Source organism: Phenylobacterium immobile (ATCC 35973), from assembly GCF_001375595.1.
Classification (GTDB): Bacteria; Pseudomonadota; Alphaproteobacteria; order Caulobacterales; family Caulobacteraceae; genus Phenylobacterium; species Phenylobacterium immobile.
Window position 1 is genome coordinate 1,835,555 of record NZ_CVJQ01000001.1, and the last position, 24,768, is coordinate 1,860,322.

The 24,768-nt window shown below is 66.4% G+C and carries 22 protein-coding genes; 16 read left to right on the plus strand and 6 right to left on the minus strand.

The genetic code is table 11. From position 1 onward, the window contains the following. Window positions 1-44: 44 nt before the first annotated feature. The 5 genes from BN1313_RS08995 (at window position 45) to BN1313_RS09015 (ending at window position 6,986) form a co-directional block, all read left to right on the plus strand. The gene (locus tag BN1313_RS08995) at window positions 45-485 is read left to right on the plus strand and encodes a hypothetical protein (protein WP_091739315.1); all 441 of its coding nucleotides are present in this window, start codon (window positions 45-47) and stop codon (window positions 483-485) included. Between the two features lie 110 nt (window positions 486-595). Then, window positions 596-1,498, plus strand: a complete 903-nt coding sequence (locus BN1313_RS09000; RefSeq protein WP_091739318.1) for a glycine--tRNA ligase subunit alpha — start codon at window positions 596-598, stop codon at window positions 1,496-1,498. Window positions 1,499-1,503: 5 nt separating this feature from the next. Continuing rightward, window positions 1,504-3,513, plus strand: coding sequence for a glycine--tRNA ligase subunit beta (gene glyS / locus BN1313_RS09005; RefSeq protein WP_091739320.1), 2,010 nt, complete (start codon window positions 1,504-1,506; stop codon window positions 3,511-3,513). Between the two features lie 32 nt (window positions 3,514-3,545). Further along, a complete protein-coding gene (gene ppdK, locus BN1313_RS09010; protein WP_091739322.1) occupies window positions 3,546-6,239 on the plus strand; it encodes a pyruvate, phosphate dikinase in 2,694 nt (897 codons plus the stop codon). Between the two features lie 204 nt (window positions 6,240-6,443). After that, the gene (locus tag BN1313_RS09015; protein WP_091739325.1) at window positions 6,444-6,986 is read left to right on the plus strand and encodes a porin family protein; all 543 of its coding nucleotides are present in this window, start codon (window positions 6,444-6,446) and stop codon (window positions 6,984-6,986) included. 63 nt (window positions 6,987-7,049) lie between these two features. On the opposite strand, the gene BN1313_RS09020 is transcribed toward BN1313_RS09015, so the two are convergent. Both BN1313_RS09020 and BN1313_RS09025 read right to left on the minus strand, forming a co-directional pair. Beyond that, window positions 7,050-7,442, minus strand: a complete 393-nt coding sequence (locus BN1313_RS09020) for a YybH family protein (RefSeq protein ID WP_091739327.1) — start codon at window positions 7,440-7,442, stop codon at window positions 7,050-7,052. Between the two features lie 3 nt (window positions 7,443-7,445). Then, complete coding sequence (locus BN1313_RS09025) at window positions 7,446-8,096, minus strand: alpha/beta hydrolase (protein WP_091739331.1); 651 nt, start codon at window positions 8,094-8,096, stop codon at window positions 7,446-7,448. Between the two features lie 177 nt (window positions 8,097-8,273). Here BN1313_RS09025 and BN1313_RS09030 point away from each other — a divergent pair, with 177 nt between their 5' ends. The 9 genes from BN1313_RS09030 to BN1313_RS09070 are packed head-to-tail and all read left to right on the plus strand — an operon-like array spanning window position 8,274 to window position 15,476. Further along, window positions 8,274-8,726, plus strand: a complete 453-nt coding sequence (locus tag BN1313_RS09030) for an Rrf2 family transcriptional regulator (protein WP_091739334.1) — start codon at window positions 8,274-8,276, stop codon at window positions 8,724-8,726. After that, the gene (locus BN1313_RS09035) at window positions 8,723-9,877 is read left to right on the plus strand and encodes a cysteine desulfurase family protein (protein ID WP_091739337.1); all 1,155 of its coding nucleotides are present in this window, start codon (window positions 8,723-8,725) and stop codon (window positions 9,875-9,877) included. Before BN1313_RS09030 ends, BN1313_RS09035 begins: the two co-directional genes overlap by 4 nt. Then, on the plus strand, window positions 9,877-11,346 hold the full coding sequence (gene sufB, locus BN1313_RS09040; RefSeq protein WP_091739340.1) for a Fe-S cluster assembly protein SufB: 1,470 nt from the start codon (window positions 9,877-9,879) through the stop codon (window positions 11,344-11,346). Before BN1313_RS09035 ends, sufB begins: the two co-directional genes overlap by 1 nt. Then, window positions 11,346-11,705, plus strand: a complete 360-nt coding sequence (locus BN1313_RS09045) for a hypothetical protein (RefSeq protein WP_091739343.1) — start codon at window positions 11,346-11,348, stop codon at window positions 11,703-11,705. Before sufB ends, BN1313_RS09045 begins: the two co-directional genes overlap by 1 nt. A 12-nt stretch (window positions 11,706-11,717) precedes the next feature. Further along, a complete protein-coding gene (gene sufC / locus BN1313_RS09050; RefSeq protein ID WP_091742560.1) occupies window positions 11,718-12,464 on the plus strand; it encodes a Fe-S cluster assembly ATPase SufC in 747 nt (248 codons plus the stop codon). Continuing rightward, window positions 12,461-13,489, plus strand: coding sequence for a Fe-S cluster assembly protein SufD (sufD, locus tag BN1313_RS09055; RefSeq protein ID WP_091739346.1), 1,029 nt, complete (start codon window positions 12,461-12,463; stop codon window positions 13,487-13,489). The genes sufC and sufD overlap by 4 nt, the downstream gene beginning before the upstream one ends. A gap of 2 nt (window positions 13,490-13,491) precedes the next feature. Next, the gene (locus tag BN1313_RS09060) at window positions 13,492-14,706 is read left to right on the plus strand and encodes an aminotransferase class V-fold PLP-dependent enzyme (protein WP_091739350.1); all 1,215 of its coding nucleotides are present in this window, start codon (window positions 13,492-13,494) and stop codon (window positions 14,704-14,706) included. Between the two features lie 9 nt (window positions 14,707-14,715). Then, on the plus strand, window positions 14,716-15,066 hold the full coding sequence (locus tag BN1313_RS09065; RefSeq protein ID WP_091739353.1) for a DUF59 domain-containing protein: 351 nt from the start codon (window positions 14,716-14,718) through the stop codon (window positions 15,064-15,066). Then, window positions 15,066-15,476 (plus strand): HesB/IscA family protein, encoded by a 411-nt coding sequence (locus BN1313_RS09070; protein WP_091739356.1) that lies wholly within the window; start codon window positions 15,066-15,068, stop codon window positions 15,474-15,476. The genes BN1313_RS09065 and BN1313_RS09070 overlap by 1 nt, the downstream gene beginning before the upstream one ends. Window positions 15,477-15,521: 45 nt before the next feature. On the opposite strand, the gene BN1313_RS09075 is transcribed toward BN1313_RS09070, so the two are convergent. The 3 genes from BN1313_RS09075 to BN1313_RS09085 all read right to left on the minus strand — a co-directional run bounded on the left by BN1313_RS09075 (window position 15,522) and on the right by BN1313_RS09085 (window position 20,100). After that, window positions 15,522-16,898 (minus strand): aromatic ring-hydroxylating oxygenase subunit alpha, encoded by a 1,377-nt coding sequence (locus tag BN1313_RS09075; RefSeq protein WP_091739359.1) that lies wholly within the window; start codon window positions 16,896-16,898, stop codon window positions 15,522-15,524. A 123-nt stretch (window positions 16,899-17,021) separates the two neighbouring features. Further along, on the minus strand, window positions 17,022-18,362 hold the full coding sequence (locus BN1313_RS09080) for an aromatic ring-hydroxylating oxygenase subunit alpha (RefSeq protein WP_091739362.1): 1,341 nt from the start codon (window positions 18,360-18,362) through the stop codon (window positions 17,022-17,024). 133 nt (window positions 18,363-18,495) lie between these two features. Further along, the gene (locus tag BN1313_RS09085; protein ID WP_091739365.1) at window positions 18,496-20,100 is read right to left on the minus strand and encodes a DEAD/DEAH box helicase; all 1,605 of its coding nucleotides are present in this window, start codon (window positions 20,098-20,100) and stop codon (window positions 18,496-18,498) included. A 213-nt stretch (window positions 20,101-20,313) separates the two neighbouring features. On the opposite strand from BN1313_RS09085, the gene BN1313_RS09090 reads away from it, so the two are divergent. Continuing rightward, window positions 20,314-22,083 (plus strand): transglycosylase domain-containing protein, encoded by a 1,770-nt coding sequence (locus BN1313_RS09090; protein WP_091739369.1) that lies wholly within the window; start codon window positions 20,314-20,316, stop codon window positions 22,081-22,083. On the opposite strand, the gene parE is transcribed toward BN1313_RS09090, so the two are convergent. Beyond that, on the minus strand, window positions 22,084-24,147 hold the full coding sequence (parE, locus tag BN1313_RS09095) for a DNA topoisomerase IV subunit B (protein ID WP_091739372.1): 2,064 nt from the start codon (window positions 24,145-24,147) through the stop codon (window positions 22,084-22,086). 33 nt (window positions 24,148-24,180) lie between these two features. Between parE and BN1313_RS09100 the strand changes: the two genes are divergently transcribed. Next, the gene (locus BN1313_RS09100) at window positions 24,181-24,768 is read left to right on the plus strand and encodes a hypothetical protein (RefSeq protein WP_091739375.1); all 588 of its coding nucleotides are present in this window, start codon (window positions 24,181-24,183) and stop codon (window positions 24,766-24,768) included.

The window sequence follows — 24,768 nt, forward strand, 5'->3', positions numbered from 1 at the left end:
TGGGGCGCTTTCGCAAGTCGAAGCTTTAGAAAGGACCCAACATTATGAAGCTCAATCTGTTGATGACCGCCGCGTCTGCTGCAGTTCTGATCGGCGGCGCGGCGATGGCCCAGAACGCCGCCCCCCCGGCGGCCTCGACGACTGCGACTCCCGCAACTGCCGGCGTGGTGAATCCGTCGGAGGGTCCAGGCTCCACCGCGCCGTCGGGCGCCCCGTCCGACGCGACCATGAGCCCTTCGGAGCCGGCGGCTGAGGCCACCCCCGATGTTTCCGCGACCCAACCGGCGACCATGCCGGCCGCAACCCCGGGGACGGACGCCTCGACAGGCTTGACCAGCGACGCCTCGACCACTGCCTCGGCGGGCGGCGCGACGGTCACCACCACGATGACCGCCAACCAGCCGGTGGCCGATACGGCGGAAACCCGCGCGAAGTACCCGCCGATGTCGCGGGCCGGAAAGCGCACCCAGGCCGCTGGCAACTAAGCTGAGAAACTAAGCCATAAGGGCCGCTTGCAGCGGCTTGAAGGGAAAGTCGGCGGGCCCTATGGTCCGCCGGCTTTTTTACTGCCCTGGCGCGGCCTTCACCCCTTCCGATGATGTCTGACAAGCCGCTCTCGTTTCAGGGCCTGATCCTGACCCTTCACGATTACTGGAGCCGCCAGGGGTGCGCGATTCTGCAGCCCTATGACGTCGAGGTGGGCGCCGGCACTCTGTCGCCGATGACCGCGTTGCGGACCCTTGGGCCGAAGCCCTGGAAGGTCGCCTACGTGCAGCCTTCGCGCCGTCCGGCTGATGGTCGCTATGGCGAAAATCCCAACCGCCTGCACCAACACCACCAGTATCAGGTGATCCTGAAGCCAAATCCCGCCGACCTGCAGGAGCTTTATCTTGGCTCGCTCGAGGCGATCGGCATCGATCCGGCTGTGCACGACATCCGGTTTGTCGAGGATGACTGGGAGAACCCGACCGTGGGCGCCTGGGGCCTGGGCTGGGAAGTCTGGTGCGACGGTATGGAAATCACACAGTTCACCTACTTCCAGCAGGTGGGCGGCCTGGATGTGTTTCCCGTTGCCGGCGAGCTGACCTATGGGCTGGAGCGGTTGAGCCTCTACCTGCAGGATGTCGACAACGTCTACGACCTGCAGTTCAACGACGAGTTCAAGTACGGCGACATCTATCTGGCGAACGAGCAGCAATTCTCCGCCTATGAGCTGGAGGTGGCCGATATCGATACGGCCAAGCGCCACTTCGAGGATATGGAGGCCCAGGTGCGGCGGATCCTGGCGGCGCGTGGACGCCAGGGCCAGCCGCTAGCTTTGCCAGCCTACGACCACGTGCTGAAGGCGAGCCACCTGTTCAACATCATGGACGCCCGCGGCGCGATCGCGGTCGCCGAGCGGCAGAGCTACATCGGCCGCATCCGCGACCTTTGCAAAGCCTGCGCGGAGGCCTGGGTGGGCGAGCAGGGCTCCAATTCCCAAGGCGAGGCGGCGTAGAGACCATGCCGCAGCTGTTGATCGAACTCCTCTGCGAGGAAATTCCCGCGCGCATGCAGGCCAATGCGGCGCGCGATTTCGAGCGCCTGATGCGCGAGCGTCTGGCCGACGAGGGCCTGCTGCCCGAGGCGATGAAGGCGTTCGCCGGCCCCAGGCGCCTGACGCTCGTGGCCGAGGGCCTGCCGGCCGTGCAGCCCGATCGTCATGAGGACCGCAAGGGTCCGCGCGTCGGCGCGCCCGACGCGGCGATGGACGGCTTCCTGCGCTCGACGGGCTTGACCCGTGAGCAGTTGGTCGAACGCGACGGTGTCTGGTTCGCTCATTTGCACAGGGCTGGCCGGCCTGTGCCGGCGATCGCCGCCGAGGCGTTGGACTCCGTCATCCGCGGCTTTCCGTGGCCGAAGTCGATGATCTCGGGGACCAGCAAGCTGCGCTGGGTGCGGCCGCTGAAGCGGATCCTGTTCCTGTTCGACGGCGAGGTCGTTCCCTTTGAGGTCGAGGATATCGCCAGCGGCGACCTGACGATCGGCCACAGGTTCATGGGATCGCGCCAAGTGCTGAAGGTCCGCGACTTCGACAGCTACCAGGATGCGCTCGCCGCCAACTTCGTGGTGCTCGATCCTGAGGAGCGCAAGGAGCGGATCATGGACGCCGCGCGAACCATCTGCTTCGCGCGTAATCTCGAGCTGGTCGAGGACGACGGCCTGCTGGACGAGGTGGCGGGCCTGGCCGAATGGCCGACGCCGGTGATGGGCGACATGGATCCGGATTTCCTGGATCTGCCGCCGGAAGTGATCCGCACGTCGATGCGGGTGCACCAGCGTTACTTCGCGGTGCGCGATCCACGCTCGGGCTTTCTCGCGCCGCACTTCATCACGGTCGCCAACATCGAGGCGACGGACGGCGGAACGACCATTGCGCGCGGCAACGCCAAGGTGCTGTCGGCCAGGCTCTCGGATGCGCGCTTTTTTTGGAACGAGGATCTACGGGTGCGCCTGGCGGATCGCGCCGCCAAGCTGAAGGGTGTGACCTTCCACGCCAAGCTCGGGACGATGCACGACCGGGTCGAGCGGATCGTCGCCCTGACAGAACGCTTGGCGCCGTTCGTCCGTGACGACGAGGAGACCCTTGTCCACGCGGCCACCGCCGCGCGGCTGGCCAAGGCCGATCTTGTCAGCGGCATGGTCGGGGAATTCCCCGAGCTCCAGGGCGTCATGGGCGCCTATTATGCGGAGAAGGAAGGCCAGGACCCGGAGGTCGTGGACGCCATCCGTCATCACTATCGCCCGCAGGGGCCGGCCGATTCGACACCGGTGCAAAGCGCCGCGGCGACCGTCGCCCTGGCCGACAAGCTGGACACGCTCGTCAGCTTCTTCAGCATCAACGAGAAGCCGACTGGCTCCAAGGATCCCTACGCCCTGCGCCGCTCAGCGCTGGGGGTCATTCGGATCCTGCTCGATACACGTACGCGCCTGCCGCTGGGACAGTTCGTTTCTGAGGAACTGGTGGCCTTCCTTGGCGATCGACTGAAGGTGCTGCTGCGCGACCAGGGCCAGAAGCCGGATCTGGTGGATGCAGTGTTCGCCCTCGGCGATGACGACCTGGTGCGGGTGGTCGCAAAGGTGGGCGCGCTCGAAAAATTCGTCGGATCGGACGACGGCGCCAATCTTCTGGCCGGATTCAAGCGCGCGGTGAACATCCTGCGGGCCGAAGAGAAAAAGGGCGCTTTGCCGCACGGCGCTCCGGTCGACATGGCGGGTGCTCCTGGGGAAGAGACTTCTCTGATCAATGCGTTGGGGCATGTGGAGATCGAACTGGACAAGGCGCTGGAGAGGGAGGACTACGCCTCCGCCATGGCCGTCCTATCGACGCTGCGCGCGCCCGTGGACGCCTTTTTCGACAAGGTGCTAGTGAATTCCGAGGTCGCCGCCGAACGGGAAAACCGGTTGCGGCTTCTGCTGCAAGTCCGCGACGCGATGAAACGTGTGGCGGACTTCGGCCAGGTGGTAAGTTGATTTTCAGGGCTTAGGCTGAAGGGGGACGCGGTATGGCCGACACTATGGTCGATACTCGGTGGGTCTATGCGTTCGGAGGAGGCGGCGCTGACGGCGACGCTTCCATGAAGAACTTGCTGGGCGGCAAGGGGGCGAATCTCGCTGAGATGTCGTCGCTGGGCCTGCCGGTGCCGCCAGGGTTTACGATCACCACGGAAGCCTGCGTCCACTACTATTCCAACGCCCAGGTCTATCCGGCGTCGCTGGACGGCCAGGTTGAAGCAGGCCTCAGGCGCGTTGAGGAGCTGACGGGCAAGACCTTCGGCGACGCCGCCAACCCGTTGCTGGTGTCGGTGCGCTCGGGCGCGCGCGCCTCGATGCCGGGCATGATGGATACGGTGCTGAACCTGGGCCTCAATGACCAGACGGTCGAGGGCCTGGCGGCGCTGGCCGGCGACCGCCGGTTCGCCTTCGATTCCTATCGCCGCTTCATTCAGATGTACTCGAATGTCGTGCTGGGCCTGGACCATCACATGTTCGAGGAAATTCTCGACGAGCATAAGGACCGCCTCGATGTCACCGTCGACACAGCGCTGACCGCCGAAGGCTGGGAAGCTGTCGTCGGCGACTACAAGAAGGCCGTCGAACGCGAGCTCGGCCATCCCTTCCCGCAGGACCCGCAAGCCCAGCTGTGGGGCGCGATCAGCGCGGTGTTCGCCAGCTGGATGAACGATCGGGCGAAGTTCTATCGCCGTATGCACGACATCCCGGAAAGCTGGGGCACGGCCGTCAACGTCCAGTCGATGGTGTTCGGCAATATGGGCGAGACCTCGGCTACGGGCGTCGCTTTCACCCGTAACCCGTCCACTGGCCAGAACCGCCTTTACGGCGAGTTCCTGATCAACGCCCAGGGCGAGGACGTCGTCGCCGGCATCCGCACGCCGCAGGCGCTGACGCAGATCGCCCGCGAGGAGATGGGCGACAAGAACCCGTCCATGGAAGAGGCCCTTCCGGAAGTGTTCACCCAGTTCAAGGGCGTCGTCGAGAAGCTGGAGTCGCACTATAGCGACATGCAGGACATCGAGTTCACGGTCGAACGCGGCCGGCTCTATATGCTGCAGACGCGCAACGGCAAGCGCACCGCCAAGGCGGCGCTGAAGATCGCCGTCGACCTGGCCAATGAAGGCGTCATCACCCACAAAGAAGCGGTGATGCGCGTCGAGCCGGCGTCGCTCGATCAGCTGCTGCACCCGACGATCGACCCGAAGAGTCCGCGCAATGTGATCGCCGCCGGCTTGCCCGCCTCGCCTGGCGCAGCCACCGGCAAGGTGGTGTTCACCGCCGAGGACGCCGAACACCAGGGCGCTGCGGGCGAATCCGTCATTCTGGTGCGCGAGGAGACCTCGCCCGAGGACATCCGCGGCATGGACGCCGCCCGCGGCATCGTCACCGCCCGCGGCGGCATGACCAGCCACGCCGCCGTGGTGGCGCGCGGCATGGGACGGCCTTGCGTCTCTGGGGCCGGCGAGATCCGCATCGACCATAAGGCCGAGGTGTTCGTCACGCGCGGCCAGACCATCAAGGCGGGCGACATCATTACCATCGACGGCTCGACCGGCGAGGTGTTGCTGGGCGCAGCCAAGATGGTTGAGCCGGAACTGTCGGGCGATTTCGCCACCCTGATGGGCTGGGCCGACGAATCGCGCCGCCTGAAGGTTCGCGCCAATGCCGAGACCGCGGTCGACGCGCGCACGGCCCGCCAGTTCGGCGCCGAGGGCATTGGCCTTTGCCGCACCGAGCACATGTTCTTCGACCCGGACCGCATCGCCGCTGTGCGCGAAATGATCCTGGCCGACGACGAGGCCGGGCGTAGATTGGCGCTGGCCAAGATTCTGCCGATGCAACGGCAGGATTTCGTCGAGCTGTTCGGGATCATGGAAGGCCTGCCGGTCACCATCCGCTTGCTCGACCCGCCGCTGCATGAGTTCCTGCCGCACACGGAAGAAGAAGTGGCCGCTGTCGCCGCCGCCACCGGCCTCGACGCTGACAAGCTGCTCAACCGGGCGCGCGAGATGCACGAGGTGAACCCGATGCTGGGCCACCGCGGTTGCCGCCTGGGCGTATCCTATCCGGAAATCTACGAAATGCAGGTCCAGGCCATCATAGAGGCCGCCTGTGAAGTCGCGGCGTCGGGCCGGCCCGCGCCGATCCCTGAGATCATGCATCCGCTGGTCGCCAAGGGCGAGGAGATGAAGTTCCTCCGCGAGCTCACCGACCGCACGGCCAAGGCCGTCATCGCCGAGAAGGGCTGTGAGATCGAATATATGGTCGGCACCATGGTGGAGCTGCCCCGCGCGGCCCTGCGCGCCGCCGACCTGGCCGAGAACGCCGAGTTCTTCTCCTTCGGCACCAACGACCTGACGCAAACAACCTTCGGCATCAGCCGTGACGACTCCGGCCGCTTCCTGAACGCCTATATCGACAAGGGCATCTTCGAAAAGGATCCCTTCGTCACCCTCGACCAGGAAGGCGTCGGCGACCTGATCCGCATCGCCGCCGAGCGGGGCCGTTCGGTGCGACCGAACGTCAAGCTCGGCATCTGCGGCGAACACGGCGGCGACCCGGCTTCGATCACCTTCTGCGAGAGCGTCGGGTTGGACTATGTGTCCTGCTCGGCCTACCGGGTGCCGATCGCGCGTCTGGCCGCCGCCCAGGCCGCCATCGGCGTTATGGAGAAGGATCGCTAAGCGACGTCCGCAGCTTTCAAGCGCTTGCAACGCCGGTTCGTGGGTATCCACGGACCGGCGTTCTCGTGTTTGACGCTGTTGCGCAAAAACCACATTCGTCCGTGGTCTGATCAGCGCCGCTGAACGGACTCCAAGAGGCCGCGTTTCAAGCCGAACCCGGGGCACGGGTTGGCGGCTGTTCGTAGGTAGTTGGAGTTTGAGAACATGAATAAGCTTATCGCCGCCGCATCCGTCGCCGCCCTGGCGATGGCCGTCCCTGTGCTGGCGCAGGCCCAGAGCACCGAACTGACCGGCCTCTATGGCAGCCTGGGCTATGGCCACACCAACGCCGCCGGCAGCGTCGACGTCGGCGCGATCCAGGGCCGGCTCGGCTATCGCGCCAATCCCTACCTCGGTCTCGAAGGCGAGCTCGGCTACGGGATCAATGGCGACAAGGTCTCGGTTGGCGCCACCGATGTGCGGATCAAGCAGCGCGGCGAGGCGGCCGCCTATGGCGTCGGCTTCCTGCCCATCGGGCCGCAGTTCGACCTGACGGCACGCATCGGCTACGGCACGACAAAGTTCAAGGCGTCGGCCGCGGGTGTCGGCGTCACCGGCTCGCAGGACAGCTGGAACTACGGGGTCGGCGGCCAATATCGCTTTGACGGGGTGAACGGAATCCGCGCCGATTTCACCCGCAAGGATTTCACCGGATCCAACACCGGCCACGCCGATGTCTATTCGGTGGGATACGTCCGCCGCTTCTAAGACCCGGCGAACGTGACTGGAGAGAGGCCGGCGGCGCGGTGCGCGACGCCGGCCTTTTTCGTTTCAGCCCAGGGTGACGTAGAGCTCGCCCTCGATGGTCCATTGGCCGACGGCCTTGCGCCAGACCGCTGTGTAGGGGCCTGAGGCGTAGGTGATGAGCGCGCCGGCGAGCTTCATCTGGGCGATCCAGCGGCCGTGCTCGACCGCGCGTTCGCCGTCGGCGCCGAGTTCGATCGAGTCAGGCGTGCGGACGTAGGCCACGAAGTCGGGATCGCGGAACTGGCCGGCGAAAGCGTCGATCATGGCGTCGGCGCCGACGATCAGCGCGCCGTCGCCGACGATCAGTTTCACGTCAGGGGCGAAGAACGGCCGCAGGCGCGCGGCGTCCTTGGCGGCGATCAACTTGTTGGTCAGCCGTCGGCGGGCGCGGATGGCGTCGTCCGGCGCGGTCGACATGGTTTAGGCCGGATCGGCTTCCAGGCGCTTGTCGAGATAATCACCAACGCTGCGCTCGACCGAGGGCAGGTGCTCAGTCCAGAAGTGGTTGGCGCCTTCGACCACCTCATAGTCGATGACGATGCCCTTCTGGGTGCGCAGCTTGGATACGACGCGTTCGACCTCGACCGGCGGGACGACGGTGTCGGCGGAGCCATGCAGGATCAGGCCCGAAGCGGGGCAGGGGGCCAGGAAGCTGAAGTCATAGGCGTTGGTCGGCGGCGAGACCGAGATGAAACCATCGGTTTCCGGCCGGCGCATCAGGAGTTGCATGCCCACCCAGGCGCCGAAGGAGTATCCGGCGACCCAGCACTGGGAGGCCGCGGGATTGGTGCTCTGCAGCCAGTCCAGGGCCGTAGCCGCGTCCGCCAATTCGCCGATGCCGCTGTCAAACTCGCCCTGGCTGCGGCCGACGCCGCGGAAGTTGAAACGCAGGACCGAGAAGCCGCGCTTCATGAACAGGTGGTAGAGCTGCACCGCGACCGGGTTGTTCATCTGGCCGCCGGCCCGCGGGTGCGGATGCAGGATCAGCGCCACGGGCGCCGTCTCCGACTTGCCCTGGGTGTAACGGCCTTCAATCCGTCCGGCCGCGCCGGTCAGAACGACTTCAGGCATACCTACCTCTTGCAGGGCCCGCGAGCTGTCCCGGGGGCTGTGGAATACTTGACTAAAGCACTCGGGCTTCTTAAGTCCGGCCCTTCGGTACGGAACCGGCTTGAAGCCTCCGCGCAAGGCGGCGGCTTGTAGCACAGGCCGCGCCCAATGCGCGCGAAAACTGCAGCAGGTCCAGTCATGCGGCTCTCCACGAAAGGACGTTACGCCGTGATGGCGATGGCGGATCTGGCTCGCCGCCAGAGCCCGTCCGAACGCGGCCTTTCGCTTGCCGATATCGCCGAGCGACAGGACATCTCCCTTTCCTATCTGGAACAGCTATTTGCGCGCCTGCGCCGCAAGGGCCTGGTGATCAGCGCGCGTGGTCCGGGCGGCGGCTATCGCCTGGCGACAGCGGCCAGCGAAATCACCGTGGCGGCGATTATCCACGCCGTGGACGAGCCGCTGCACGCCACCCGCTGCGAGGCGCTGGAACACCAGGGCTGCATGCATCGCGGCGAGCGGTGCCTGACCCACGATCTTTGGGATGACCTGGGCCGGCACATCGAGAACTTCCTGACCTCGGTCAGCCTGGCCGACGTCGCCGAAGGCCGCGTCGGCGGCCGCATGGGCGTGCGGGAGGCCGCGGAGTGACTGCGGTCTACCTGGATCATAACGCCACGACGACCGTGCGACCCGAGGCGGCCGAGGCGGTCGCGCGGGCGCTATCGGTCACGGGCAACCCGTCGTCGACCCATGCGGCCGGCCGTGCGGCCCGCGCGGGGCTGGAGGCTGCGCGCGCGCAGGTCGCCGCCTTGATCGCGGCGCCGGCCTCCACCGTGGTCTTCACCAGCGGGGGGTCGGAGGCCAACGGCCTCGCCATCGAGAGCGCGGTCGCCGGCGGATCACATCGCCTGATCATCTCGGCGATCGAGCATCCGAGCGTCCTGGAAACGGCGCAGGCGAGCGACGCGGCCATCGAGATCCTGCCGGTGGACAGCGATGGCGTCGTCGATTTGTCCTGGTTGGCCCGGCGGCTGAACGCCTGGGACGCCGCTGACGGCAGGCCCTTCGTGGCGATCATGCTGGCTAACAACGAGACCGGCGTGATCCAGCCGATCGCTGACGCCGCCACCCTGGTGCGCGCCGCCGATGGCTGGCTGCATGTCGATGCGATTCAAGCGGCGGGCAAGGTGGCGATCGATAGCCGGGGGATCGGGGCCGACACGCTAGCGATCTCGGCGCACAAAATTGGCGGGCCGCAAGGGATCGGCGCTCTGACATTCGGACCGCGCGCGGCCCTCCGTCGGCGGCTGCAGGGCGGCGGCCAGGAGCGCGGCTGGCGCGGTGGGACGGAGAACCGGCCCGGGATCATGGGATTTGGCGTATCCGCCGAGGCCGCGATGCGTGGTCTCGACGCAGCGGGCCGCCAGGCGGGCTGGCGCGACTCCGCTGCGTTGGCCCTGAAGGCGCACGGCGCCGTCGTGGCGGGCGAGGGCGCGCCCCGGATCGCCAATACGCTGAGCGTCGCTGCGGCAGGTTTCCCGTCTGAGATGCAGGTCATGACGCTGGACTTGGCGGGCGTGATGGTCAGCGCAGGCGCGGCCTGTTCGTCCGGCAAGGTGAAGGCCAGCCCGGTGCTGGCGGCGATGGGCTTTGGCGACCTCGCCGGATGCGCCATCCGCGTCAGCGGCGGCTGGGATACGACAGAGGCGGACTGGCGACGGTTCGCTGACGTCTGGGTGCAAGCATATCAACGGCATTCGGCGCGACGCGCGTCGGCCGCCGTGGGAGTAGGAGCCTAATGGCCGCCGTCCGTCAGACCGTCGATCAGGTCCAGAACCTCGAGAAGTACAAGCACGGCTTCGTCACGGAGATCGAGCAGGACTTCGCGCCGAAGGGCCTGTCCGCCGATATCGTGCGCTTCATTTCGGCTAAGAAGGAAGAGCCGGAATGGATGCTGCAATGGCGCCTCGAGGCCTATGAGCGCTGGCTGCAACTGGACGAGCCCACCTGGGCCAAGGTCAGCTTCCCAAAGATCGACTACCAGGACAGCTATTACTACGCCGCGCCGTCGCAGAAGGCGGGCCCGAAGAGCCTCGACGAGGTCGATCCGGAACTGCTGGAGACCTACAAGAAGCTGGGCATCCCGCTGCGCGAGCAGGAGGTCCTGGCGGGCGTCGAAGGCGCGCCGCGCTATGCCGTTGACGCGGTGTTCGACAGCGTCTCGGTGGTGACCACCTTCAAGAAGGAGCTAGGCCAGCATGGGGTGATCTTCTGCCCCATGAGCGAGGCGATTCGTGAGCATCCGGAACTGGTGAAAAAGTACCTAGGCTCGGTGGTGCCGACCTCGGACAACTACTTCGCCTGCCTGAATTCGGCGGTCTTCTCCGACGGCAGCTTCGTCTACATCCCGCCGGGCGTGCGCTGCCCGATGGAGCTTTCGACCTACTTCCGCATCAATGCGGCCGAAAGCGGTCAGTTCGAGCGGACCCTGATCATCGCCGACAAGGGCTCCTACGTTTCCTACCTGGAAGGCTGCACCGCGCCGATGCGCGATGAGAACCAACTGCACGCCGCGGTGGTGGAGCTGGTGATCCTCGACGACGCTGAGATCAAATATTCCACGGTCCAGAACTGGTATCCGGGCGATCCGGAAACGGGGAAGGGCGGCATCTACAACTTTGTCACCAAGCGCGCCGATTGCCGGGGCGAGCGGGCCAAGGTGTCGTGGACCCAGGTCGAGACCGGCTCGGCGATCACCTGGAAATATCCGTCCTGCATTCTGCGCGGCGACGACAGCGTCGGTGAGTTTTATTCCATCGCCATCACCAATGGCCGCCAGCAGGCCGACACCGGCACGAAGATGATTCACCTGGGCGCCAACACCCGCTCGCGGATCATCTCCAAGGGCATCAGCGCCGGCAGGTCGTCGAACACTTATCGTGGCCTGGTTTCGGCTCATCCGAAGGCCAAGGGCTCGCGGAATTTCACCCAATGCGACAGCCTGCTGATCGGCAAGGACTGCGCGGCCCACACCGTGCCCTACGTCGAGGCGCGCAACGGCCAGTCGGTGTTCGAGCACGAGGCGACGACGACCAAACTGTCGGAAGACCAGCTGTTCTATGTGATGCAGCGGGGCCTTTCCCAGGAAGAGGCGGTCCAGCTGCTGGTCAACGGCTTCGTCAAGGACGTGCTGCAGCAGCTGCCGATGGAGTTCGCCGTCGAGGCCCAGAAGCTGGTGGCGATCAGCCTCGAAGGGAGCGTCGGCTGATGGCCCTGCGTGACGCCTACTACGCCAAGCTGAGCCGGCGCGACGAGGCCCAGGCTGCGGCCGAGCGTCCCTATCACGAGGCCCATGCTGCGCTGAAGGCGCTGTTCCAGGAGATCATGCGCGACCGCGAGCTCCTGGATTCCATGGGCGCAGAGGTCGAGCTGAACGGCGATGAGCTGCAGGTCGATCCGGGCCCGATCTTCATCCGCGCCAGCGTCGATAAGGCCGGTGATTACCATCTGACCTATGAGATCAAGGCGGCGGACGATCCCGAGGTTCGGACGGTCCCCGTGAAGACGATCCCCGATATCGAGGAGGCGATCGCCGCCCTTCTCGTCGACTATGACGACCGCGATTAAGTCTGGAAGATGATGCTGAATATCAAAGACCTGCGCGCTGAAGTTCAAGGCAATGAGATCCTGAAAGGCCTCACTCTGGAAGTACCGGCCGGTGAGGTGCATGCCATCATGGGACCGAACGGCGCCGGCAAGTCGACGCTGTCCTATGTGCTGACCGGCCGCGACGGCTATGAAGTCACCGGAGGCTCAGCGAGCCTCGACGGCGAGGATCTGCTGGCGCTCGCGCCGGACGAGCGCGCCGCGCGCGGCGTCTTCCTGTCGTTCCAATATCCCCTGGAAATTCCAGGTGTTCCGGCGCTCACCTTCATTCGCACGGCGCTGAACGCGCAGCGCAAGGCGCGCGGCGAGGACGAGGTGACGGCGCCGGCGTTCCTCAAGCTCGCCCGGGAAAAGGCCGAGCTCCTGAAGATCGACTTCGACATGCTGAAGCGGGCGCTAAACGTCGGCTTCTCCGGCGGCGAGAAGAAGCGGATGGAGATCTTCCAGATGTCCATCCTGGAGCCCCGCCTGCTGATCCTCGACGAGACGGATTCGGGCCTCGACGTCGACGCCCTGCGGATCGTCTCGGAAGGCGTCAATGCGCTGCGCAGCGCCGACCGGGCGATGCTGGTGATCACCCACTACCAGCGCCTGCTCGACTACATCAAACCCGACCGCGTCCATGTGCTGGCCGGCGGGCGTATCGCCGACAGCGGCGGGCCGGAGCTGGCCCTCACGCTGGAGCGCGAAGGCTACGAACGCTATGCGAGGGCCGCTTGAGCTTGAAAGCCGCCATTGCGGCGCGCGACCTCGCCCAGCTGCCGAGCCGGCGCGACGAGGACTGGCGCTGGACGGACATCCGCGGCCTGATCCGGGTCTTGCCCGAGGCATCACAAGGCCATGCGGGCGCGGTGGGCGAGGGGCCGTTCGACGCCCTGGCCGATCGCCATGTCCGCGTAGTCAACGGCCTCGGCGGGGAGGCCATCGCGGTCGCCGCCGGTGAGACGACGACCGTGGCTCTGCGGTTCGTGTCGATCGCCGCCGGCGCCCACACGGCCTCGGTGACGGTGGACGTCGCCCCGGGCGGTCGCTTGACCTTGCTGGAAAGCTATGAGGGCGACGAGGGCGGCTATGTCGTCCAGGCCGGCCTGTCGATCACCCTGGGCGAGGGCGCTGAGGTTGAGCGCATCGTCCTGGCGCGCGACGGCGCCTTGGGCGTCAGCGTCAGCGAGGCCGATGTCGTGCTCAGCCCGCAGGCTAGCTTCAGGCAGACCGTGGTCACCGACGGCGCGCGCCGCCAACGGCTGGAAACACGCGTCGCCCATCCCGGCGGCGGGGCCCTGGCGCGTCTCGATGGGATCTATCTGCTGGACGGTCAGCAACACGCGGACCTGACCACCGTGCTCGATCACCGCGGGCCGGATGGCCGCACCGACCAGCTGACCAAGGGCGTGGTGCGCAACCAGGCGCGGGCGGTGTTCCAGGGACGCATCGTTGTCCATCAGGGCGCGGATCAGACCGATGCGCGGATGGGCCACCACGCCCTGATCCTTTCCGACCAGGCCGAAGTCGACGCCAAGCCGGAACTGCAAATCTGGGCCGATGACGTGTCGTGCAGCCACGGCAACACCATCGGCGCGCTGGACGACGAGGCGTTGTTCTACGCCCGTCAGCGGGGCATGCCGTTCGAGACGGCGCGCGCCCTGCTGATCGAGGCCTTCGTCGGCGAGGTCGCCGACCGGATCAGCCATGACGGCGCCCGCGAGGTCGTGCGCGCGTTCGCCGCCAGCCGCCTGGAAGCCTGAGCATGGCCTTCGACGTGCAGGCGGTTCGGGCGCAGTTCCCCATCCTGTCGCGCCAAGTGCACGGCAAACCTTTGATCTATCTGGACAGCGCCGCCTCGGCCCAGAAGCCGCGAGCGGTGATCGACGCCATGGTCCAGGCGATGGAACATTCCTACGCCAATGTGCACCGCGGCCTGCATACCTTGGCCAATGAGACGACGGACGCCTACGAGGCGGCGCGGCGCCAGGCGGCCGAGCTGATCGGCGCCGATATCAATGAGGTGGTCTTCACCAAGGGCGCCACTGAGGCGATCAACCTGGTCGCCGCGGGCCTGGGGGCGAGCCTGCAGGCGGGCGACGAGGTCCTGCTGACCGAGATGGAGCACCACGCCAACATCGTGCCGTGGCACTTCCTGCGCGAGCGCAAGGGGGTGGTCCTGAAGTTCGCCAAGGTGCGCGACGACGGATCGCTGGATATCGACAGCTTCAAAGCGCTGCTGAGCGACAAGACCAAGGTCGTGGGCGTTAGCCACATGTCCAATGTCCTGGGCACGGTCAATCCGCTCGCCGAGTTGATCGCTCTGGCTCATGACGCGGGCGCGGTCGTCTTGGTCGATGGCTGTCAGGCGATCGTCCATGAGATCGTCGATGTGAAGGTGCTGGACGCCGACTTCTACGTCTTCTCCGGCCACAAGCTCTACGGGCCGACCGGCATCGGCATCCTCTATGGCAAGGCCGAGGCCTTGGCGGCGTTGCCGCCGTACCAGGGTGGCGGCGAGATGATCGGCCAGGTGTCGCTGGAGGCGATCACCTATGCCGACCCGCCGCATCGGTTTGAGGCCGGCACGCCGCCGATTCTCGAGGCGATCGGACTGGGCGCGTCGATATCGTGGTTCCGGTCGCTGGATCGCGAGGCGGTCGTGGCCCATGAGGCGGCGCTCTACGCCCGGGTGCGCGACGGCCTGAGCGGTGCGAACTGGCTGCGCGTGATTGGTGAAGCGCCAGGCAAGGGGCCGATCCTGGCCTTCACCGTCGAGGGCGCCCATGCCCATGACGTGGCTCAGATCCTGGATCGGTATGGGGTGGCGGTGCGCGCCGGGACCCATTGCGCCGAGCCGCTGATGAAACGTTTTGACCTGACGTCCAGTGCGCGAGCATCTTTCGCACTATATAACACCGAGGAAGAGGCCGACGCCTTCGTAGAGGCCCTCTTCAAAGCCCAAGCCTTCTTTGCCTAGAGCGCCCAAATGACCGAAGCCGTCGAACCCGTCGCCAAGCTCGACCAGACTGTCCTCGACAACCTGACCGACCAGATCATCGAGCAGCTGAAGACCGTGTTCGACCCGGAAATCCCGGTGGACGTCTACGAGCTGGGCCTCATCTATGAGGTCGATATCTCGGATGAGCTCGACGTGACCGTCGAGATGACCCTGACCGCGCTGGGCTGCCCGGTGGCCGGAGAGATGCCGGGCTGGGTCAAGGACGCGGTTCTGAAGGTGCCGGACTTGAAGTCGGTGCGCGTCGCGCTCACCTTTGAGCCGCCGTGGGATCCGTCCCGGATGTCCGACTCGGCCAAGCTGCAATTGAACATGCTCTGATGGAAACAATCGGCGTCACCCCCCAGCTGCGTCCGCGCCGCCCGCGGCCCAAGGTCGTCACCCTGACCGAGCGTGCGGCTGAGCGAGTGCGCGAGATCATGGCGCGGAAGGCCCAGGATGCCGCTGAACCGCCGTATCTGGGCTTGCGCGTCGGCGTGAAGAACGGCGGTTGCGCTGGGCAGGAGTATGTCCTGGACTACGCCACCGAGGCCGGACCGCTGGACGAGGTGGTTGAAGACAAGGGCGTGACGATCCTGGTTGAGCCCAAGGCTGTGCTTTTCCTGATCGGCACAGAGATCGATTACGAGGTGAGCAAGCTCTCGGCCAAGTTCACCTTCCGCAATCCCAACGAGACCGACGCCTGCGGTTGCGGCGAGAGCGTGACGATCGTCCCGGCGACCGACGCTTAAGGCGCGGGCCATCTTCTCCCGCAAACGGGGAAGGGACCGACTTACCTAGATCAGGTCGCCGTGGGCCGGCGGCTTGGTGTGGTTGGCTTTCAGGGTCGCCCAGCTGTCGGCGTCCATCCATTCCGTCCAGATCCGGTAGGTCCAGAGCTGGGCGTGTTCGTTGATATTGGTGTCGACGTGGGCGACGCCTTCGATCACCTGGACCGGCGTCTTGTTCAGACCCATCGAAAAGTTCAGCGGATAGCGCTGGGCGATCACACCCTTCATGGCGCGCGTGGACTGGTCCCAATTCTCTCCGTCGTCCTGCTCCAGCAGGCCAGCGGCGCCGAACACGTGGTTCTCGGAGTTGATAATCTCCTTCTTCTTCGCCTCGCTGGCGTCCTTCGGCACGAAGCTGAACCACCAGATCTCGGTGTTCAGCGGCCCCCGGGGCAGACGCAGCGACAGCTGGTAGGCGCCGGTGGACACCCACAGGTTCGGGAAGATGTTGGGGTGGCCGGAGGTGTCCACGCCGACCTCGCCCAGGGCGGCGCGGCCTTGCGGCGTATCACGGTAGAGATCTTCCATGATCGGCTCGATCCGGTCGGCCATCGAGCGTCGCGCGTCGCGGGCTTCCTGGCTGCCGCGCGGGCCGCCAATGGCGTGGCCATAGGCTCCGAACACCACGCGGTGGCCGCGCGACATCCCCACAGCGCGAGCCTTTTCCAGCACGGCGTGGTCTTCCGGCGTGAGCTTCGAGCCGCCGCGCAGCATGCCGACCATGAACGCTGAGGCGTGGCTGATCTGCGGGTGGTACCAGTCGAACAGGTTGTCGACGGCCAGCTTCCAGTTGCAGCCGATCAGGTTCTTCTGGACGCCCTCGACGATCACCATGTCGCCACGCTCGGCGATCAGGTCGATGCTCATCCGGCCGACTTCCCCGAGGTATTCCTCAAGGTCCGGGGCTTCCGGATCCATGGTGGCGAAGACGAAACCCTTGTAGCTGGCCACCTTGCCGGCCTTCACCAGGCCCCACTGCGACTTGTCGAGTTGCTCGTGGTAGAAATCCTTGTAGCCGGGAACGCCGATCAGCTGGCCGTCGAGGCCATAGGTCCAGCCGTGGTAAGTGCAGAGGAACGAGCGGGCGTTGCCGCTCTCGGCCCGGCAGACCGCGTTGCCGCGGTGGCGGCAGCTGTTCAGCAGGACCTGCAGCTCGCCCTTCTTGTCGCGGGTGGCGATCACCGATTCTTCGCCGATGAAGCTCAGGAAGAAGTCGCCGGCCTTCGGGATCTGGCTCTCGTGGCACATGAAGTTCCACGCGCGGGCGAAGATGCGCTCCAGCTCGAGTTGGTAGATATCTGCATCAGCGAACATTGCCCGATCGACCGTGCCGGTCTCGACATCGACCATCGTCCTGAACGGGGTCTTCATCTCGTGCAGCATCGGGGATCCTCCGAAAAACGATCAGGCGAAGCCGCCCTTATTTTTCGGAGGAGCTTAACCGCGCGGATGCTTGGCGCATAGCGGCATGACACGCGCCCTGCCGAGCGCTCGGGATCTAGGGATCTAGACCAGTTCGCCGGCCTTCGGCGGGGCCGTGTGCTGGGCCTTCAGCACAGCCCAGCTTTCCGCGTCCATCCAGTCGGCCCAGTTGCGGTAGGTCCACAGCTGGGCATGTTCGTTGATGTGGGTATCTATGTGGGCATGGCCACGCTCGCCCACCTTGGTCACCCCGGTTCCAATCGCCATGGAGAAGTTCAGCGGATAGCGCTGGGCGACCACGCCGCGGGTGGCGCGGGTGGATTGGTCCCAGTTCTCACCGTCGTCCTGCTCAAGCATGCCGGCGGCGCCGAAGGTGCGGTTGGCGCGGTCCATGCGAATCTTGCGCTCGGCGTCGGACAGACCCTGCGGGAGCAGGGTGAACCACCAAAGCTCGGTGTTTCCGGGTCCGCGCGGCAGGCGCAGGCAGATCTGGTTGCCGGTGATCCACATGTTCGGGAAGATGTTCGGGTGGCCCGATGTGTCGGCCATGTCGCCCAAGGCCTCGGCGACTTCGGGCCTTTTGCGCCATTCCTGGTTCAGGAACTGATCGAGGGGTTTGCCCTCAGCCTTCATTTCTTCGACGATTTCCCATAGCCGCGGCTGGATCTTGTTGCCGCCGATCGCATGGCCGTAGTCGCCCAGTGTCACCCGGTGGTTCCACGGAGTGAAAAGGCCGGTCTCGGCGTGCTTGCGAGCGCCTGACATGGTGGCCGAGGCGTGGCTGATATCGACGTGATAGAAGTCGAAGAGGTTGTCGACAGCCAACTTCCAGTTGCAGCCGATGATGTTCTTTTGGACACCCTCGACGATCATCATCTCGCCCTGGCCGCTGAGAAGATCGAGTGCGAGACGGGCGACGGGGCCCAGGAACTCTTCCAGGTCCGGGGCTTCCGGATCCATGGTGGCGAAGACGAAACCCTTGTAGCTGGCCACCTTGCCAGCCTTCACCAGGCCCCACTGCGACTTGTCGAGCTGCTCGTGGTAGAAGTCCTTGTAGCCCGGGACGCCGATCAACTGGCCGTCCAGGCCGTAGGTCCAGCCGTGGTAGGTGCACAGGAACGATCGCGCATTGCCGGCTTCCGCGCGACAGACCGCATTGCCACGGTGGCGGCAGCTGTTCAGCAAGACCTGGAGCTCGCCCTTCTTGTCACGAGTCGCGATCACCGATTCTTCGCCGATGAAGCTCAGGAAGAAATCGCCGGCCTTCGGGATCTGGCTCTCGTGGCACATGAAGTTCCACGCGCGGGCGAAGATGCGCTCCAGCTCCAGCTCATAGATGGATTGGTCGGCGAAAATGGCGCGTTCAACGGTGCCTTTTTCGGCGTCGACCATGGTGTGGAACGGCGTCTTGATCTCGTGCAGCACGGCGGCCTACCCCCAGCGACTTTATGCGGAACGTTGGTCTCCCGCCGCATGCAAGTTGCTGCCGGCCTCATCAAAGAGCAAGCCGGCCCGATGTGCAGAACCGGGCAAGTTCATTCTGAAATGGGCCAGGTCGTTATTCCTTGGCGATGGGCGTCGCGCGCAGGAGGAACGCAGGCGTATCGGAGCCGAAGCCAACGACGCGGTCGTTGTCTTCTCGACTGCGGCCACGATCGGGATCCCGCTGCGGAGCGCGTTCGCGCTCCCGTTCGCGGCGGGGACCGCGTTCATTGCGATCAGGGCGATCGTTGCGCTCAGCGCGTTCCGGACGCTCGCTGCGTTCGGCGCGTTGCGGGCGTTCTACGGGCTCAGCACGCGCGACCGGCTCGGCGGCTTCTTGCGACAAACGGCGCGGACGGCGGGCGGGACGTTCGGCCGGGGGCGCCTCATCGTCTCGCTCAACCGCAGGCGCAGCGGCCTGCAGGGGCGTGGTCGAGGCTTGTTGCTCGCGCGGGGCGGGGGCAGGGGTTCGGTCGCGTTTGTTGCGGTCACGGTCGCGATCGCGGCCGCGTTCCTTCTCGCGGCGCGGGCCGTCCTTCATCGTCTCCCAGTCGAGGTCGATCGTCAGCTCGGCGGGGGTCTGCCCGATCAGCTTGATGACCTTGTCGAGGTTCTTCGAATCCGCCGGCGTCGTGATCATATAGGCCTCGCCGGTGCGTCCGGCGCGGCCTGTGCGGCCAATGCGGTGGACGTAGTCGTCGGCGTGGTGCGGCACGTCATAGTTGAAGACGTGGCTCACGGCGGGGATGTCGAGACCGCGGGCGGCGACGTCGGAGGCCACCAGTAGTTTCAATTCGCCTTTGCGGAACATCTCAAGCGTTCGCATCCGCGTCGCCTGATCGAGGTCGCCGTGGATGGCCGCGGCGTCGAAGCCGTGGGTCCGCAGCGACTTGGCGACGATGTCGACCTCTGACTTGCGGTTGCAGAAGACGATGCCGTTCTGCACGTCGTCGCGGGCGATGATGTGGCGTAGCGCCGTGCGCTTGGCCTTGGCGTCGGTCACCGGCAGGCGCACGACAAACTGGCTGATGTTCTCGTTGGTGGTGGCGGGACGCGAGGCCTCGATCCGCTCAGGATCGCGCAGGAACTGCTTGGTGAGGCGCGTGATCTCCGGCGGCATGGTCGCCGAGAAGAACAGGGTCTGCTTCTTAGCCGGCGTCAGCTTGAAAATGCGCTCGAGGTCCGGGATGAAACCCATGTCAAGCATGCGGTCGGCTTCGTCGACGACCATCAGCTGGACGCCGGTCATCAGCAGCTTGCCGCGCTCGAAGTGGTCGAGCAGGCGGCCCGGCGTGGCGATCAGGACGTCGACGCCGCGGTCGAGCTTGAGTTCCTGGTCGGAGAACGAGACGCCGCCGATCAGCAGCGCCCAGGAGAGCCGCTGGCCCTTGGCGTATTTTTCGAAGGAGGCGGCGACCTGGTCGGCGAGTTCGCGGGTCGGGGCGACGACCAGGGCGCGCGGCATGCGCGCCTTGGAGCGACCGGCCGCGAGTCGGTCGATCATCGGCAGGGTGAAGGCGGCGGTCTTGCCCGTGCCGGTCTGGGCGATGCCCAGCACGTCGCGGCCGGCGAGCGCCACGGGAATGGCGGCGGCCTGAATGGGTGTTGCGACGGTGTAGCCGGTCGCGGCGACAGCTGCGAGGGTCGCGGGCGACAGGCCCAGGGCGGAGAATTCGGTCATTGGGTACAAGAAGAAAATGGGCGCTCGTCAGCACAGACGTGGCGCGGCGGCGCTGACGGCGGTCGTCGCGCGGTGGCGAAAATAGGCTTGGACGACCTTAAGTCAACGCACGCAGGGAAGTTCGTCGGTCGGAGAGACAACATTAAGCCGAATTAGGTTGGAAGAGGCAGGGTGCGCGCGCGAAAAGCGCGCCGATTCTGCTGGAGTTCGCCCGTGTTCGCCCTCGTCGCCGCCGCATCTCTGATGGCCGCTCCGGCATTGCCGGCCCTGCCCAAGATCGAGCGGGCGCCACAGATCGTCTACCTCGACCGTTCCGGCCAGTGGCTGGGGGTGCGCGGGGGCCGATATGCGCCGCCGATGGATGTGGCGCGGCTGCCGGCCTACGTGCCCGCCGCCTTCGTCGCCATCGAGGATCGGCAGTTCTACGGCCATGCAGGATTCGATCCGCGGGGGATGGCCCGCGCGCTTGTGACCAATCTGGAGAAGGGCCGGATCGCCCAGGGCGCCTCGACCATCACCCAGCAGGTCGCGCGGATGCTGTTCCTGAACAATGCGGTGACGCTCGAGCGCAAGGGGATGGAGATCGTCTACGCGATCCAGCTGGAGCGGGCCTACAGCAAGAACCAGATCCTTGGGTTCTATCTGAGCCGCGCCTATTTCGGCGCCGGCGCCTATGGGCTGGAGGCCGCCGCGCAGCGCTACTTCGGCAAGCCCGCTGCGCGGCTGACGATGCGCGAGGCGGCGATGCTGGCGGCGGTGATGAAGTCGCCGGTGGACTATCACCCGCTGATCAATCCCAAGCGGTCGGCTGAACGCAGCGGCCTGGTGCTGGACGCCATGGTGGAGACCGGGCTGATCACGCGCGCCCAGGCGACGCGGGCGAAGGCCGAACGGCCAAATGTGCGTCCTGACGCCGAGGCGGATGCGGCGCAATATTTCGTAGACTGGCTCGATCCGCAGGCGCGCAAGGCGATGGGCGCGGTGAAACAGGACATGATCGTTGAGACCACGCTCGACCAAGGTCTTGAGGTTCAGGCCGCCCGCAACGCCAAGGCGGTTGTCGTCGGCCACGCGGCGCAACGGGTGGAGCAGGCGGCGCTCGTCTCGCTGGATGGCTATGGGCGGGTGCGGGCGATGATCGGCGGCGTGAACTATCGCGTCGCCCCGTTCAACCGTGCGACCGGAGCGCGGCGGCAGGCGGGCTCGGCCTGGAAGCCGTTTGTCTACCTGGCGGCGATGGAGGCCGGCCGCACGCCGGACGACCTGGTGGTCGACGAGCCGGTGACGATTCAGGGCTGGTCTCCGCGCAACTATGACGAGGGCTATGCGGGTCCCTTGACCCTCGAGGTCGCCTTCGCCCGCTCGCTGAACACGGTCGCCGCGCGGCTGGCGGATGAGACCGGGCGAGACCGGGTCGCCGCGACAGCGCGCCGTCTCGGCGTGACCTCGCCGATCAGCGTTAGCCCGTCTATGGCGCTGGGCGCCGTGCAAGTGACACCGCTGGAGCTGGCGCAGGCCTACGCGCCCCTGGCCAACGGCGGCTACGGCGTCCAGGCCTATGGGGTCGAACGGATCCGCACCCGGGCGGGCAAGGTCGTCTGGGCGCGCAGGGCGCCGGCGCTCAGCTCCGTCGTCGCCAACCCGGCCCTGGGCGAGCTGAACCGGATGATGCGCACGGTGATCACATCGGGCACCGGCGCGCGGGCGCGGATCGCCGGCTACGACCTGGCGGGCAAAAGCGGCACGACCTCGGACTACAAGGACGCCTGGTTCGCGGGCTATTCCGGCGGTCTCGTCACAGTTGTTTGGCTGGGCCGCGACGACGCCAAGCCGATGGCGCGGGTGACGGGCGGCGGGGCGCCGGCCGAGCTGTGGCGCGGCTTCATGGTCCAGGCGCTGAAACGCGGGGCCATGCCGATCCCGGCCGGTGCGCCCGCGCCGCCCGCGCCCCCGCTCAGCGAGGTCGAGCCGGCGACTGAATAGTCAGACGTCCAGATCGGCCAGGGCGAACTCGGCGTTTTCCTGGATGAAGCGGAAACGCAGTTCGGGCCTGCGGCCCATGAGCGCCTCGACCAGGTCGGCGACGGCTTCTTCGGCGCGAGGCAGGGTGACGCGGGCGAGCGTGCGCCTGCTCGGGTCCATCGTCGTTTCCTTGAGCTGGGCCGGCATCATCTCGCCCAGGCCCTTGAAGCGGCTGGTCTCCGGCTTCTTGCCCTTGAACTCGGTGGCCAGGAGCTCGTCGCGGTGGGCGTCGTCGCGGGCGTAAACCGCCTTGCCGCCGTGGCTCAGGCGATAGAGGGGCGGCAGGGCAAGGTAGAGCCGACCGGCGCGGATCATGTCGGGCATGGTCCGGTAGAAGAAGGTGATCAGCAGGCTGGCGATATGGGCGCCGTCGACGTCCGCGTCGGTCATGATGATGATCCGCTCATAGCGCAGATCTTCCTCGCGGAATTTCGTCCCGCCCTGCACGCCCAGTGCGAGCATCAGGTCCGACAGCTCCTTGTTGGCGCCCGTTTTGTCGAGAGAGGCCGAGGCGACGTTCAGAATCTTGCCGCGGAGCGGCAGGATCGCCTGGTTCTTGCGGTTGCGCGCCTGTTTCGCAGAGCCGCCGGCGGAGTCGCCTTCAACCAGGAAAAGCTCAGCGCCGTCGGTTGAGGTCCCGGAGCAGTCGGCGAGCTTGCCCGGCAGTCGCAGCTTGCGCGTGGCCGAGGCGCGGGCGACCTCGCGGTCCTTGCGGCGCTTGAGACGTTCCTCGGCGCGCTCGACGACGAACTGCAGGAGTGCGGTGGCCGACTTGGGCTGGGCGGTCAGCCAGTGGTCGAAGGGATCGCGGAGGGCATTCTCGACCAGACGCTGGGCCTCCGACGAGGAGAGCTTCTCCTTGGTCTGCCCCTGGAACTCCGGGTCGCGGATGAAGACGCTGACCAGGGCGCCGGCCTGGGCCACCACGTCGTCGGCGGTGATCAGCCCGCCGCGCTTATCACCCGTCAGTTCAGCGTAGGCCTTGAGGCCGCGGGTCAGCGCCGCGCGCAGTCCCGCTTCGTGTGTGCCGCCTTCCGGGGTGGGCACGGTGTTGCAGTAGGACTGCATGAAGCCGTCGGCCTCGCCGAAGCCGGCGGGAGTCCAGGTGAGCGCCCACTCGACCTTGCCTGGTTCGCCCTTGCGTTCATAGCGCCCGGTGAAGGGCTCCGGCGTGACTGTCTCGACGCCCTTGATGCGCTCGGCGAGGTAGTCGGCGAGGCCATTGGGGAAGCGAAACGTCGCTTCGGCGGGGGTCTGATCGTGGATGCGCGAGGGGTCGCACGTCCAGCGGATCTCGACGCCGCCGAAGAGGTAGGCCTTGGAGCGGGCCATGCGATGCAGGCGCGCCGGCTTGAATGCCACGCCTTCGCCGAAGATCTGCGGGTCCGGGCGGAAGGCGATCTCGGTGCCCTTCTTGCGGCTGGCCGCGCCGCGCTCGATGGGCCCCACCGGCTTCCCCCGGCTGAAGGCCTGGCGCCATTCGAAGCCGTCCTTCCATGCGGTGACGACGACGCTTTCGGACAGGGCGTTGACGACGGAGACGCCGACGCCATGCAGGCCGCCGGAGGTCTCATAGGCCTTGCCGGAGAACTTCCCGCCGGAGTGCAGGACGGTCATGATGACTTCCAGCGCCGACTTGCCTGGATGCTTGGGATGTGGGTCGACGGGGATGCCGCGGCCGTCGTCACGGACGGTCAGCACGCCGTCAGCGTTCAACGACACTTCGATCAGCTTGGCGTGGCCGGCGACCGCCTCGTCCATGGCGTTGTCGAGGACCTCGGCGAACAGGTGGTGAAGGGCGCGTTCGTCGGTGCCGCCGATATACATGCCGGGACGCTTGCGGACTGGCTCCAGGCCTTCGAGCACCTCGATGTCGGCGGCGGAGTAGCCGTCGGTCTTGCGCGGCGCGACGGGCTCGGGGCGCGGCTCATGGACCTGCGCCAGCGGCGAGGCCGGCGGAGGGTTGAGCGCGTCGTCCTCATCGAAGAGGCTGGGCGAAGGTTGGGCTACGGACTTAGCTGACATGACCTGACAGACTGGGGCGATTCTGGCGCCGGTATGAGCAAGACGCGAGGGCAAGGCAATCTGAGGGCGGCCTTGGCGGCCGTGACCCTGAGTGCGACGCCCGCCTGGGCGCAACGGACGCCCGTGCTTTGGGCGTGGGAACGGCCGGAAGACCTGTGGTTCGCGCCCGGCGTCGAGGTGACGGTTCAGACGGGCTTTGTCGAGGTCGGTGGGGCCGCGGTGACAGGGCGGGGGCGGATGTTCGTATTGCACGCTGCGCCCGGCCAGGTCTCGACGGCGCTCGTGCATATCCAGATCGACCATGGCCAGCACCGGCAATGGACGGCCGCCTTGCGCGCGCGGACGGCGGCCAAGGGGCTAGCCTTCGCCCGGGCGGGTTCGCCCTACGGCACAGCGTTATCAATGACTGGGCTCGCGTCCTGGTGCGGGAGCGAAACCTGGCTGGCGCTGGCTCCGGTGGACGACATCGTGCCGATGCTGTTTCGCGTGGGACCGGGCGGACGGGCGCTTGCGGCAGCCATAACCACTCGGGCCAAAGGGCATTCAAGATCCTGCACGCCCGCTATCCGAAGTCGGAATGGACGGCGAAGGCCCCATGCTTCTACGACTGAGCGTGCATGA